This window comes from Sporosarcina quadrami (genome assembly GCF_014836615.1).
GTDB lineage: Bacteria > Bacillota > Bacilli > Bacillales_A > Planococcaceae > Sporosarcina > Sporosarcina quadrami.
This window is the reverse complement of the sequence record NZ_JACSQN010000014.1, coordinates 13,142-27,580: the sequence shown is the minus strand read 5'-3', so window position 1 is coordinate 27,580 and position 14,439 is coordinate 13,142. Positions and strand designations below refer to the sequence as shown.

9 protein-coding genes and 2 other RNA genes are annotated in these 14,439 nt (G+C 37.0%); all 11 read right to left on the bottom strand.

Annotation, left to right across the window (positions count from 1 at the left end; genetic code table 11):
- Position 1: 1 nt before the first annotated feature.
- Positions 2-2,143 (bottom strand): DEAD/DEAH box helicase, encoded by a 2,142-nt coding sequence (locus H9649_RS18060; protein ID WP_191695557.1) that lies wholly within the window; start codon positions 2,141-2,143, stop codon positions 2-4.
- A 520-nt stretch (positions 2,144-2,663) separates the two neighbouring features.
- Entirely contained in the window at positions 2,664-4,826 is a 2,163-nt protein-coding gene (locus H9649_RS14140; protein WP_191695556.1) for a DEAD/DEAH box helicase, read from the bottom strand.
- Between the two features lie 6 nt (positions 4,827-4,832).
- The gene (locus tag H9649_RS14135) at positions 4,833-5,783 is read right to left on the bottom strand and encodes a HamA C-terminal domain-containing protein (RefSeq protein ID WP_191695555.1); all 951 of its coding nucleotides are present in this window, start codon (positions 5,781-5,783) and stop codon (positions 4,833-4,835) included.
- Positions 5,784-5,928: 145 nt separating this feature from the next.
- Positions 5,929-6,288, bottom strand: a transfer-messenger RNA (tmRNA) gene (gene ssrA / locus H9649_RS14130).
- Between the two features lie 716 nt (positions 6,289-7,004).
- Complete coding sequence (locus H9649_RS14125) at positions 7,005-7,739, bottom strand: YwqG family protein (protein ID WP_191695554.1); 735 nt, start codon at positions 7,737-7,739, stop codon at positions 7,005-7,007.
- An 18-nt stretch (positions 7,740-7,757) separates the two neighbouring features.
- Positions 7,758-8,810: an ankyrin repeat domain-containing protein gene (locus tag H9649_RS14120; protein WP_191695553.1), complete on the bottom strand. Its 1,053-nt coding sequence runs from the start codon at positions 8,808-8,810 to the stop codon at positions 7,758-7,760.
- A 370-nt stretch (positions 8,811-9,180) separates the two neighbouring features.
- Positions 9,181-9,516, bottom strand: a transfer-messenger RNA (tmRNA) gene (ssrA, locus tag H9649_RS14115).
- 85 nt (positions 9,517-9,601) lie between these two features.
- On the bottom strand, positions 9,602-10,984 hold the full coding sequence (locus H9649_RS14110) for a HAMP domain-containing sensor histidine kinase (RefSeq protein WP_191695552.1): 1,383 nt from the start codon (positions 10,982-10,984) through the stop codon (positions 9,602-9,604).
- A gap of 13 nt (positions 10,985-10,997) precedes the next feature.
- Positions 10,998-11,669 carry a response regulator transcription factor gene (locus tag H9649_RS14105; RefSeq protein WP_191695551.1) on the bottom strand — a complete coding sequence of 224 codons (672 nt, stop codon included), beginning with the start codon at positions 11,667-11,669 and terminating at the stop codon, positions 10,998-11,000.
- 247 nt (positions 11,670-11,916) lie between these two features.
- Positions 11,917-12,555: a PepSY domain-containing protein gene (locus H9649_RS14100; protein WP_191695550.1), complete on the bottom strand. Its 639-nt coding sequence runs from the start codon at positions 12,553-12,555 to the stop codon at positions 11,917-11,919.
- A gap of 368 nt (positions 12,556-12,923) precedes the next feature.
- Positions 12,924-14,117 carry an MFS transporter gene (locus H9649_RS14095; protein ID WP_191695549.1) on the bottom strand — a complete coding sequence of 398 codons (1,194 nt, stop codon included), beginning with the start codon at positions 14,115-14,117 and terminating at the stop codon, positions 12,924-12,926.
- Positions 14,118-14,439: the final 322 nt, after the last annotated feature.

Below are 14,439 nucleotides of genomic sequence, written 5' to 3'. Positions count from 1 at the left end.
GTTATTCTCCACTGTTATCCAAAAATCTATATAATTCTCGGAATTCAGGTGGTAAATCTTCTGGTAAAATACTACCTTCTTGTAACAATTTCAATAAGTCGTTAACAACTTTACCAGCATTAGTTAATTTGCGAATTTCTTCTTCATTTGTATCTCTATTTAATAGATTAATTTTTTCAATATCTTCTCTTGACGGTATATCAATCCCTAAAGTATATTCGTTAGCAATACATTTATTTATTTCTTCTATTAAATCTAACATGCTTGGACCAGTTCCTGTAATCTTAATCCAAGCTCTCGATCGAGTGATGGCAGTAAATAATGTGTTTCTAACATTAATTAGATCAGTTGTTCTTCCACCATATTCACCATCGACTAAGTAAACCATCGGACGTTCATTACCTTTTGCTCGATGGATATGTGTGCAAGTAATTTTCCCCTTGACAGTGAAAGTATCTCTATCAACATTTTTCCCCGGCATTATACTTTCAATTCCTGCCATCCTTAAATACTTTTCGAATTTTTCGTAACTATTATAAGAAGATTTTGTTTCAGGGAAAATAACTAAAATATCATCCGGATCTAGTTCATCTTCAGTTATATTCTTTTTAATTTCTCTAGCTACCCACATATACTCTTCTTCTTTACTGTTGAAAGCATCTGGGACTACTACAGCTTCATTAGCTGTCATTAGCCTATCAAAATATTCCGGTGAAGCTTGAGGTTGTCTTTTTAATCGTACAAAACTATTAAAGTTTAAGTTCCCGTCAACAACTTCATATCCTATTTCTCTCCATACTTCTAATTCCTTAAAGAACTGCACTAATGGCTGTTTTGCATTTCTATATACTCCAAAACCTAAAGAGTGTGCAATTGTTAATGTCCATTTACTATTACGGTAACATATCGGCAATATAATATCTGTTCTAGGGGTAGAGGGGATATCGCTATTTCGAACAGTTACTAATGGTTGACCATTTTCATCTTCACCAAACATTTCTTTAAGTGATGGCATCGAGCTTTTACTTAAATTTTGCAATTCATCATAAGCATATACAATTCTTTTTTCATTATTTTTTATTAATTTATACGATAATCTAAAGAAAGATGGTGGCAAATCTTGTGCTTCGTCAATTAAGATATAATCATACATCGGAATAGAGTCAATACCCTTGACATTCATACTATTCAATAATTCATTACATATCCCCGAAAACGCGTTAGAACTTCCATATGCACCAACAGCTTGTTTATAAGTATATATATCTGCTTGTAAATGTTCAGCTGCTTTTGAATATATACCTGGTTCGTTAAAGGTTCCCCATGCATGTAGGACATGTACTTTATCAAAATCTACTTTATCGCTACTATATTGTTGATAGAATTCCTCAATTAAACTAATAAATTGTTGGTATAAACTTCTACTATAAAAAGTAATAGCAATATCGGCATTAGGGTCTTTAAAATGCAAATAAGCTGCTTTTAAAGCTAAAACAATGGTTTTACCAGAACCAGCTAATCCTCTAATCCTTTGTGGACTATCAGGAATTTCATATGCAGCCGTTCTTTGCCACCTGTCCATATTAGCAATTTCAAGTTCAATTTCTTTAATTTTCGCTCCTAATGAAGAAGCTTTAACAACCGATTTCCTTAATTTTTTTGGTTTTGCAGATACCACTTTATCTAAAGATTCATTTAGGGCTGTATAATATTCATCGTTAAAATCATCGATTTCGTCTTCAAAAAAACCTAAAAATTCTTCCTCGCATATATAATCTTCTTCATATCCGTCAGGAATAGCGTCTTTAGTTGCTACATAGTTAACTACTGTAATATCTATTGCTAATTTAGTTCTTTTTCTCAGTCTTTTATTTTTTTCTAATAGCGATCTTAAGAGTAAATATATCCTATCTACATCATTTAAATCTTCTTCAACAGAAGAGGATGCAAAATTTATGGCAATAATTCCTTTTTCTTTAGTAACTAGTAATGCATCAACTAAAATTTTCTTATTATCTATTTCAGATAACGCAAATCCATAATAAGCTGTACCATCATAATTTTCCGTGATTTGACTTAATATTTTTTGAAAAGAAGCAACTCCAGCAGGATGACGCTTTTCCCCATTAACTATATAGATCACTCTGTACAACTCCTTTAATTAATGATTAATATATATTATATAATGCCTTAACTAGATATCCATGAATACATAAAAATCTTCTTCAATCCGATCAAGTGTATACTTTTTACTCATCGCTCACACGCCCACCCATCTTTGATTGCTGCATGTGGATGACCGTAGCTGTTGTTCTTCCCATATGACAATACAGCCATTGATTTGACGGTGCCTGTGCCAGAAACAATCACGTTAATTTATACAATTTGAATGGTTATACAAGAAATAATAACAAACATTATACCTATAGCAATCAAATTTTATGTAAATGCAATTGTAGTGAATTAACAAAATTCAACCTTACTCAGGTACCTGTTATAAAATGAATAAGAAATATAAGAACCCTACAAATAAATATATTGAGAAAGTATGCTTAGAAAATTAGTAATTTAAAATTACTAGGCACCCGTTTAATTCTAAATTTGGGTGCCCAGTACTAAAAACTATGACATACAAACTTAGAATATTTACAGTTCTTAATAACTTATAGTTGTTTCAGCTTATTAACTTCATATTCTAGTAAAGAAGAAACATTGTCTTTCCGTATACTCTTAACAAATTGAATTAATTCTTGATTCATTAAATCCCTAGGAATAATATAACTAATTTTCCTAATCACCGATGAAGGAACTCCCATATCGATTAATAAGGAAAGTCTTTCATCCACACCCTCATTTTCTAAATATGATGCAAAAAATGAGTAATCTCCAGTAATATCTAGTCCCTCTTTCTGACAAACTATTTTCTGCAATGAGTCAACCACATTTAACCACTTTGGGACTTTATATGAAATCCAGTGCCTATTTTCTCGAAAAACATTTTCGATTGCAGTGTCTAAAATTCTCTGTTCATCCCAATTAAAATGTCGTCCCTCTAAATAGTTTTTCTCCTCCCTTATTAATGTGTGAATCTCTTTAGTACTGTGCTTCCAAATAGTTACAGGCAATTTATTTTTAGTCATTGGTCTAGTTGTTTCAGTAGGCTTTAGAAGATGTTCCCAAGCTAATTGAATTAAAAATTGAAGTTGTTTCACATTCGGGAAATTATCCCAAATAACTAATTCCGGATTAGTATTCAATTGAATTATTAATTTTCTTACAATCTCCTTTTGCCCTTCGACTGAAACCGCATTCCTTTTTATTACCTTTAATAAATCCTCATCGTAGTCATTTAGCTCATAGTATTTGTCTATATGCTGCGCATGAACTTCTTCCCTATCTAAATTTATTAGTATTTCATCGTTAATTATTTTCTGATCATGAAAAGGTATGTCTAAAACAAAATCTTCTCTTTCTGGAATGCTATCGAATATGAAAACTCTACCTGTATAATGTTTCAACATTCTTCCAGCTCTACCTTTAATGTTGGAGAAGTCAAAAAAATCTAAATTACTCGGGCCTTTCTTATTATCAAAAATAAATACGTTTTTTGCAGAAGTGTTTACTCCTTCAATTATTGTGGATGTACAAAACAAAACTTCTAGTTTACCTTCATTGAAATACTCAATCATAGAGTGTACTAAATGTTTAGGAATAATTCCTGAATGTACACCAATATGGTTTTTTATCAGTTCGTTAAATCCCCACTCTTCACTTAAATTCTCTTCAATCCATTCACAAACCGGCAAGTATTGAGTCTCTTTCAAGAACCCTTCCTCTAATAAATATGCGTAATATTTATTAGCTAAGGTATAAGCTCTTTGCGGTGAAGAGACATATACTATAGACTGCTCATCACGGTTATTGTTAAGCAACTCAAACAATTTTTTTTCTTTTTCCTTTGCTCTTTTTCTTACTCCTGTAGTTTGATATTCTAAATTGACTTGAATAACTTCTGTATTTACTAGAGAGTAATTGGTTTTATAAAACTGTGCATTATATTTTTCTTGAAACCCTTCAGGAATCTGATCAATATTCGGTCCGATAAAATAAAATACAGGATTAAACTTCAAAACTTTTCTCATAGTAATATTCAATACATCGGATCTTTCATCATCTCTAAGTGAACTTAATTTGTAAAATTCATCTAGAATACAGTAATTTATTCTTGGGAGACCTTCAAATTCTAATACCCTTTCAGCAGTTAAAATGAAAATATTTTTTTCACCTAGTATTTGTGAGGTATTAACTATAATATTATACTTATCACTAAATCTCTTTAGACTTATTCTTGTTTCATTTATTAAAGCTAATGTAGGTTGTATTATTAGGATATTATCATATCTGTCTAGTGCTATTATCTCCTGAATTAATAAACTTTTACCAAAACTTGTTGGGGCACTTACTATTAAATTTTGTTCATCGGCTATTAAACCTGCCAATTTTTTTTGTTCTTTATGAAAAGTTATATTACCTAGATTATTGGAAGAATGATATGAAGTTCTAATCTCGGATGTAATATCTAACTGAGTAGATGATTCGACAATTCTAAGTAGGTATGGATAAAATCCAGCACTTTCTATTAAATCCATCCAAATGTCTTTTGTGGTTGGATCTACATTCTCCCAAATATCTAACACTTTTATTATTATTTTGTTAGCCACTTCTTCGTTGATTAAATGTTGTTGAGATACGTATTTGGCTAACGAAAAACTTTTCTCAAAATCTAATACGTTTATTTTCAGTATTTCTTCCCCATTCCAAATCATCTATACTTAGCCCCCTAATGCCTGAAGCATCTTTAGTTTATTATGAAGCGTAGAAATCAACTTTTTCTTACTTTCTAACGGAACTAGTATTACTACAATGTTTAATTTTTTGTCCCAGGGGTGTTTTGATTTTTTTGAAGTAAACCTGCTATTTAACTTCTTTATTTCTTCAATATAATCTTTCTCAAACTGAGCTGTATTACTATAATTAGAGAAAACTTTTGTTTCATAGGCACAAAACATCGGGACAACTATCTTATCCAGCTTTTCCGATAATTTAGTATAACTATTCAATAAGTCAATCCAATAGCTAGGATTTGCACCTGATTTCTCTAAGTTCTTCTCTGTATCTTTTATTCTCTTTGAAATAATAGTGAACTCGTTTTCGAAGTAATCACTATTGAAATGCTCAAATAAATCTTCTACTAAAGCATCTATACCTCTAGCACCATCAGTATATAATTTTGATTCTCCCAACCAAAGAGTACTAGACTCAGTGTTTATATGAACAGAGTCAAACCCATGTACAGCATGTCCATAAGAATCTTTAAAATAGATTTTGGCGACTAAGGGTAATGTGTTAAAAAAGTATTTTAGTATAAAATGAAGTATTAACTCGCCAAATTCTCCTCTTTTTAAATATTTGTCCTCGAAATCGTCTTCAAAATATCCATCATTCAAATATGTTTGTGCGGCTTTTTCATAAGCGTCTATTTTATAAATTGAATTTGCAGCTTCTATTAAAACTCGAACCATGTTTTCCTGAGCAACCATTGTCCCTTGATGATACCCTAAAGCAAAACTAGGAATTTCTTCAGTCAATAATCTAGTAAATTGTTTAACCATCTGAGTTAAACTTCCATCATCATCTAAATCAAAATCGATAAAATAGGAATGTAAATTAGATTCGTTAATTTTACAAGATAATATTTTTCTTACCTCTAAAGCTCTAGTCAATTTTTTACCCCTTTTTATAAGACATACATTTTATCTGAATAATTTACTACGTCTATTCATATTACCATAAAATTGAAACATTTTATCTTTGTTTCTCGAAATTTACGACAAATAATTGACCAAACACTCCGTAAGCTAGAAAAACTTATGGAGACGGCGGGAGTCGAACCCGCGTCCAAAGGCTCCAATACTTCAGCGTCTACGTGTGTAGATTGACAACTTACGGTTCGCGCGCACGTTTCCGTCAATCAAGGCGTCTTGAGCGCTATCCTGATAATCTCTTGCAACGGCCTCAGGAGGCGACCGTTACCGTATCCCACTAATAGGTGAGCCTAACAGTGCCACATGGGCGATGGAACTGCTAGGCAGATTCATCAGCTTACGCTGCGAATGCTAGGTTGTTGTTTGTTTTGCCAGTTATTATTAACTGTCGTTTCTGACGGAGACGATCCCTCCGACGCGCAGCTCAAGCCCAGACCACCCCTGTCGAATCCGTAACGTCCCCTAAAAGAGAAGTATTTCACGGTGCCACTTTCTGAAACCATTCGAAATTCTTATATTCAAGTACCGGGCACTCGTTTATTTCTGAATCGCCTTACAAGCGATTCATCGCTATTTTCACCTAGACAACGTATAATAAGTGAAGCAGAGAAGAATTCATTTTTCCTCTAGTTAAAAAAGAGGTGCTATTACTTGAAACAGTTTGAAACAGCATTACCTGAGCAATATGAAACGTTAAAAAAACAGGCCAATTATACGTCTAGTTGGCGAGATCGTTTAGACGCAGTGGAAATACTATTGACTTATTAATATGAAAAAGTCATTAATTTATTATAAAATCGTATGAAGCATGATACGGTCAACAAGGTGCAATTAGCAGCCTATGAAGCACTTGTAGCGTTTGGTGAAGACGTAGAGAAGCCGTCTCCTGCACGTTTTGATATTATTAAATACACGGACAAAATTTTCCTACGGGTGAAAAGAGCTTGCCGAAGGACCACACAGTGGCAGACTTTACGGACCAGCTAAAACGTATGCGTTTAGATGTCTTTGATGCGTATGATGGTGACAAAGGTGAACAATTTACGAACTGGTTAGCGGTATGTTGGGCAAAACTGCAATCAGTTGTTTCAAGGAAAGTCATTCTCTCCGCATGTGGAGGGGATGGCTTTTTCTTATCAGTGATTCTCGAACCCACGTCCAAAGGCTCTGCTACTTCGGCTAGCAACATTGCCAATCATAAACTACTTTTGAGAAATCCCTCTTTTTCAAAGCTTCTTTTGGAATAGAGAAAACACAATTTCCGGAATCCCCAAACATAATGCCACATTCCTCATCGATGTCCAGTTGTAATAATAGAAAATCGCCATCGTCAAAACCGATATCGTCATTCTGAACAAAATAGGGGTAACCGCCAATTCTGCTATCGCTGCTATAACAATCATCACTAAGTTTCTCATATTCTACTTCTGATAGTTTCATAAATGTATCCTGAAATAATTCTAATGATGAAGACATAGGCATCTCCCTTGATGTAAAATACATTTTACCGTTGTGTGAAAAAGGAAGACTCCTGTTATATTCTTCGTTTTCATAAGGATGTTTCTTTACTAAATGTTCTTCGTTCTCTTCGTAATCTTCAATGTATAGTACTCGAATCGGATCTTCCAAGCCAAATAGATCATCGTTTGCAACAAAAAATTGCAGTAATCCCTTTTCTGGCAATTCATCTAGATTTTCAAGATCCACCAGATTGATTTGTGCTAAAAACAACATAGGGTTTCCATTTTCATCGGTGGGATAATCTTCAATGCTTTTCAAATAGGGACACCCACCTAATTTACTTTCCCAAGGTTTTGTTTCTTCACGCTTAAAACGGATTTCGTTGCTATACCTCAAAGTACCTTGTATTAGGTTTTCATGTTCCTTTAAGAGTTCAGGAATTTCGTATGTCATCAATATAAGTCCCCCATTCTATCGCTTATAATCGGGCTGTTCCATAGTGATTGGATCCGGATTGCTTAGTACCCATTGTACTGCCATTTCGCATAGTCTTGCAGGTTCATCAGTACCCTGACCTTTGTGAAGTTTTTTCGCTAATGCTTCTACCTCCTGAAGTGCAGCGGGTTGTAATGGTGTGCCCAAGCTAAAGTAATGATGTAAATGATTGAGCATCTGACGAAAATGATTGTCCCAGTTGATGCCGCCATTATCTAAAACTTCATATGACACTTTGCCAGTAATACGGATTACCTCACCCTGCACGGTGTTCGCATGTCCTTGTGAAGGAATTAGTAAATTCCAGAGTTCATCATGTTGGGCCAGCCATCCCTTTGTTGAAACTGTTATTGGAGACGTGCCATCATGAGTCTTTCGTTTCCCTACCGAGGGAACGTCAAATAGTTCATATAGACGGTAAAGTGCCTCATCCGTTTGATCCAAATACTCTTTATTAAATCCATCTCTGTGGAATTCAAATTCGTTACCAATGCGCTTAATCGATTCTTTCATTTTCTCTGTCACAGTTGCTCCAGCGTTTAGCAAAACATCTGCAACTTCCACCATATGAACAATATCTATATTTCTACAATTAGCCAAAGCTTTTTCTAAAGGAGTCAGGTTCATATTATTTCTTGCGCTTAGATCTGCGCCTTTAACTACCAACGTATGGACTGCATTTGGCTTAAATGACCCTGCGGCGGCAAATAATGGTGTCTCGTTTTGATAATCAAGGGCTTCGATATCTGCACCCAACTCAAGCAGTAATTCAGCATTCCCCCACCAACTCATTGCGTGTTTATGTAGAGCAGTTCTTCCGTAACTGTCTTTAGCATTAATATCTGCGCCCTGTTCCACGAGCCAACAAACCATTTCATTCGATAGATTGAAACTCAAGGCTGTTGATTTACTGTAACCGCCTCGTGCATCCAGTTCACATCGGGTAAATAGCTCTTTTAATGCCGATATGTCTCCCGCTTCAATTAGTTCATCGAAGTTTTTCGGTAAGGTTTTTCTCTTCTTGCCCATCCCCGTTTCACTCCCCACGCCATTTCTTTATATGTTGTTTATTGCCATATACATGCATTTTATCACTTCATTTCTAGAAAGCGAATGGAATTCTAAATTTTGCGTACAAAAGCGAATGCGAGGTTGCTGTTTGTTTTGAAAGTTTTCTTAACTGGCTGTTCCTGAATTGTTGAATATTCCCTATAAGAAATAGAAGGTCCGTCTTCTATTTCTTTTTAATATCCTTAGTACTTTTAGATGAACGGCAAAGATCTTATTAATAATCATTTATAACGTAAAAAATAAGGATATTGCCCAAGAGTACAGCTCCCGTTCAATACCCCTATCTTTTTAAATCATTGTTACGACTATTTTTATCAATCCTATTTATTTATGGAGAAGGTGAGAGTCGAACTTACGTCCAATGGCTCTGCTACTTCAGCGGGTACGCGTGTAGATTGACTACTTTCAATTCGCACGCACGTTTGCCGTCAATCAAGGCTATCCGTGAGCGCTATCCTGATAATCTCCTGCAACGGTCTCAGGAAGCGACAGTTACCGTATCCCACTAATAGGTCTAACAATGCCACATGGGCGATGGAACTGCTAGGCAGACTCAACAGCATACGCTGCGAATGCTAGGTTGTATGTTTTGCCAGTTTTATTAACTGTCGTTTCTGACGGAGACGAGCCCTCCAACGCGCACCTCAAGCCCAGCCACCCTGTCATACAGGGAACCAGGTTCTGAAACAATCCTAAATTCAATGAGAACCTGCTACAAAATGATTCTCACTTGGAATGATGATAAACGATTAATTAGTGTACGGTATTTCCAAAGTAATGATGGTTCCCACTCCCAGCTTACTCGCCGCTGAAATATTTCCTCTGTTTTTAGTTAGGATATCCTTTGCTATAGAAAGTCCTAGACCCGTTCCGCCTTCTTCCCTGCTGCGAGCCTTATCCGCTCGATAAAAACGATCAAAAATAAAGGGGAGATCCTCTTGGCTGATCCCATATCCATTGTCTTCAATTTCGATCTTGTAGTTATTTTCATGATTACTGGATCTTATCGCGATTTCTTTCTGCTCTCCACTGTACTTTATGGCGTTATCTAGTAGGATGATTAGAACTTGCTTCAACTGTTCTTGTGGGATCGCAATTAACCGATTGGCTTTCGTCATATCCTCTGTTATTTCTAGTTGCCCGTATATGAGTTCGTAGTCGTGAATAACTTCATTCATGATTTCTGTAGCATCACAAGCAATGATACTTTCTTGGTCTTCTTGTTTATCCATACGAGTAAGCATTAATAATCGATTTGTTAGTTCGATCAATCGATTGGTTTCTTTAATGCTTGTTTGCAGGGAATTCTCTAATACTTCTTCATCATTTTTACCCCATCTTTGCAATAACGAAAGGTGGCCATGAATAACGGCTAATGGTGTTCTGAGCTCATGAGATGCATCTTCCACAAATCGTCTCTGCTGCTCCATTGAAGCCTCAATTCGATCCATCATTGAATTAAAGATCGAACTAAGTTGCGAAAATTCATCATTGGATTCTAAAACGGGCATTCGCTCTTGGAAATGCTTGTCTTCAATTTTTCTCATGGTGTTCGTCATGATGGCAAGGGGAACTAATAACTTTCTCGCCAAAAGCTGTCCACCTATACTACTTAATAGGAGTGATAGAATGGTCCCTACTATTAATACCCAAAAAACGCTTTCCATAAATTCATCAAAAGTCTCCACACTTTGTCCAATCTCAAGTGAACCTTTAAAGGATCCAACGATTAATGGTTTTGTTAGCATAAGTAAGCCTTCATTGTCTTCCTTTATTCGGCGGAAACCAAATTCCGTGTTTCTGTTTTCCAGATCAGGAAAGTCCTCTGAAATATTTAAAAGCTCCTGTCCTTGGTCATCCAAAATTCGTATCATTTCATTCTCACCTAAAATATTTCCAAAAAAAACTTCAGACAGAGCGGTTTTTATATCCTTCCGTTTAGATTGTTCTTTGATTAACGTACTAATTTCTTTCGACCGTTTCTTTAATTGGTCTTCTTCCTGATTAGTGGTAAGCGTATGGATGAGAATAAGTTGCAGAACGTTGCATAACATAAAAATAATAAAAATGGAAATAGCTGAATAGATAGTCATCCTCCACTTAATCGAGATCCTCTTCATTTTTTTATCCATGCATCTTTATCCCCTAATCTCTTATGACATATCCTGTACCCCTGACCGTTTGAATATAGGATTCCTCTTCTTTTCGATCGACTTTGGCACGTAAATAACTAATATAAACATCTACAATATTGGTTTCGATTGTCGTGTCAAATCCCCATATTTTTTCTAATAGGATATCCCGTGTCAACACTCTGTTCTTGTTTTTCAGTAAAAGATATAGCAATTCGAACTCCTTTTTAGTTAGTTCAATTTCATCTTTCCCTCGTTTCACCGTTCTGGATTCCATGTTCACCTCTAAATCTTGATAGATGATTGTATTGTGATTCACGGGAACTTCTGATCTTCTAAAAAGGGACCTCATCCTTGCTAATAATTCTTCTATCTCAAATGGTTTTGTAATATAATCATCTGCCCCGCTATCCAGTCCAGATATTTTATCTAAAACGCTATCTCTAGCCGTTATCATAATGATGGGCGTGTACTTAACCAAACGAATTCTTCTGCACACTTCGATTCCATTTAATTTGGGCAGCATTAAGTCGAGTAAAACAAGGTCAACATCTTCATGTAACGCCAGTTCTAAACCATCTCTTCCATTAAAGGCAGTTCGTACTTCATAGCCCTCATACTCTAATTCCAATTGGATAAATTTCGATAAATCCTTTTCATCTTCAATAATCAATATTTTTTTCATGCAAGATCGCTCTCCAATAAAAGGGTCACATATGAAGGCACCCTTACCTATATTCTTTTATCCTTGCATCGGCTATTACACATATTTGGCAAGGCTTTATGAATCATCATTTTAACCATCTTTTCTTTCAAATATGAGGAATTTCCCCAATAAAAAGTGCCGCGAAATATGTTTACGATTTCGCGGCATCTTTCAAATTCATATTTACTTATTTAGCTGTTTCTGCTTGGTTTTGACTACCGTCTTCTTAATCGTCTTGCTCTTCATCATTTTCTTCATCGGCTTCAACTTTTACGATCTTGCCTGTTTTTGCATCTACTTTTACTTCTTGTTCAGTGCCATCCGCTGAAACAATTTCAAACTCGTAGACAATTGTTCCGTCTTCGTCCTCTAATTCTACCTCATCGATTGTGCCAGGTACTTTTTCTAACGCTATTTTAGTTGCTGCTTTTTCTGTAATTTTTGCTTGTTTAGCTAACTCAGCCTGGCTTAGCTCATCGTCTTCTTCTTGGCCTTGCTCCTCACCATCTTCATCATCAGCTTCAACTTTTACAATCTTACCTGTGTTTGCATCCACTTTTACTTCTTGTTCAGTACCATCCTCTGAAACAATTTCAAACTCGTAAACAATTGTTCCATCTTCGTCCTCTAATTCCACCTCATCGATCGTGCCAGGTACTTTTTCTAACGCTATTTTAGTTGCTGCTTCTTCTGTGATTTTTGCTTGTTTAGCTAATTCAGCCTGGCTTAAATCATCGTTTTCTACCGCTACCTCAGATGAATGCTTAACTTGTGTATTGGCAGCATTTGCAAAACTATAACCCCCGCCTGCTAAAACTACTGCTGCTATTGCCGGGATAAGTATTTTATTCTTTTTGTTTCTCATGATTTGTTCCTCCTTTTTATTTACTACAATGTTTATCTTACGCCCAATATATAAAAGGAAGGTGAAGGTATGTTAAAAAAACAATTAGACTCTCATTAACTTTTTTTAATCTTTGGCTATCCCTTAGTCATTTCTCAAGAATGTCACAGTTCATGAATTGTCACTATTTCAAATGCAGTACAATTAAATTAGAAGAAGAGAACGTAGAATAAGAAAAAACATAGGGAGATGTTAGTCTTCCTATGTTTTCATTCCTATTATTTATTTGTTTGTTTTTGCTTTTTCTTCAAATACTCCGCACGTCAATACCTCTCTCACATCGCAGCCAAATTTCATCAACCGCCATTCTCTTGTAAGGTAACTCCTTATCAACCAACTCGCTGCTCCCGCTCCCCGACCAAGAACGTCAGTCCGATCATGCAGATGAACAATACGGCGAAAATCCAGAGTGTGTAGGCATGGTTGCCGGTGACGTCGTAGACAAGTGCGATGATGAGCGGGACGAAGCCGGCCATAATATAGCCGCCAGTCTGCATCATGGCGGTCCAGGCATTCGTGTCTTCGGCAGTTTCCGTCGCGTCTAGTGGGAACAGCAATGTGATTGGGAACAGGCCCGCAAGAGGCAGGCTCATGAAAATGGCGCTGATCCACATGAGTGTCCAGTTGCCAGTGGAAAGCAACCCGATCGAAATTAAGCCCATCGTTAGGAAAAACAGTAGCCAGAGCTTCCGTTTCGGAAACCGTTCGTAGACAATCGGGAAGATCAGGTTCAAGACGATCTGAATCCCCGTCATCAGGCTCAATACTCCGCTCGCGGCGACGAGTGTCATGCCGCTGTCCGTCGCGATCGGGACGACCCATGTGATGACGCAGAAGAAGCTCGATGCCTGCAGACCGAAGAATACGAGGAACAGCCAGGCTTTTTTCTGCTTCCACGGTGAGATTCTCACTGCACCGTTCGCGGCCGGAGTCTCTGTCTGCTTCAAGCGTACATTGCCGCGCAAGGAAATCGCGCAGAAGAAGATCCCTACCAGTGCGAGCGAGGCCCAGATGCTTAGAGCGAAAGGATACGAGCCAGTCCATCTGAAAAAGACCGCCGTCAGCCCCGCGCCAAGCGTCGCTCCGACTCCCATGCCGAATGTGTAGACGCCAATGACGCTTGTCGCCCGGTCCGGAAAGAACTGCTTGATCATTGCGGACAACAGCGGCCCGATGACCGCAATGCCGATTCCGATCAAGATCGCAGACACGAGCAAAGCGGCGTAGGTAGAATAAAACCCGCGCAGCACCGTCATGCCGCCAATGATGATCAACATCAGAAACATTGACCGAGTCAATCCGATCTTCCGGTTCAGCACTGGCGCAAACGACGCGAACAAGCCCATGCAGAAGACCGGCAGCGCGGTAAGCAGGCTCACTTGCGCGTTGGTGAGGGCGAGGTCATCCCGAATCGTATCGAGCATCGGGCCGATTGATGTGATAGCGGGCCGCATATTGATGGACACCGCGAAAATGGTGAGAAGCAAGAGGATGGTTTGTTTCTTTGAGAATTGAGTAGTCATGCATGAACTCCTTTACTGAGCGTACAAAAAATAATGGTTCACTTCATTATAGAGGCAAAGTCGTTCCGTGGCGAGACGGATGGCCAGTAAAAATTTTCACATAGCGGCATCTGAGCATTAAAAAAAGAAGCACGAACTCCCCGATTGGAAAGGTTCATGCTTCCTATGCTTTCTTCATAAATATTATAGTTTAGCTTAACGTTTTATTACTTTTTCGAACCTGTTTCCGCATAGGTTCGCGGAAGCGTGCACTCTTTTGTATGGCTAATGTTGTGTTTTCTATTTTGCATTTTTGCTATTGACTTCGCATAGTTGGTCTTAT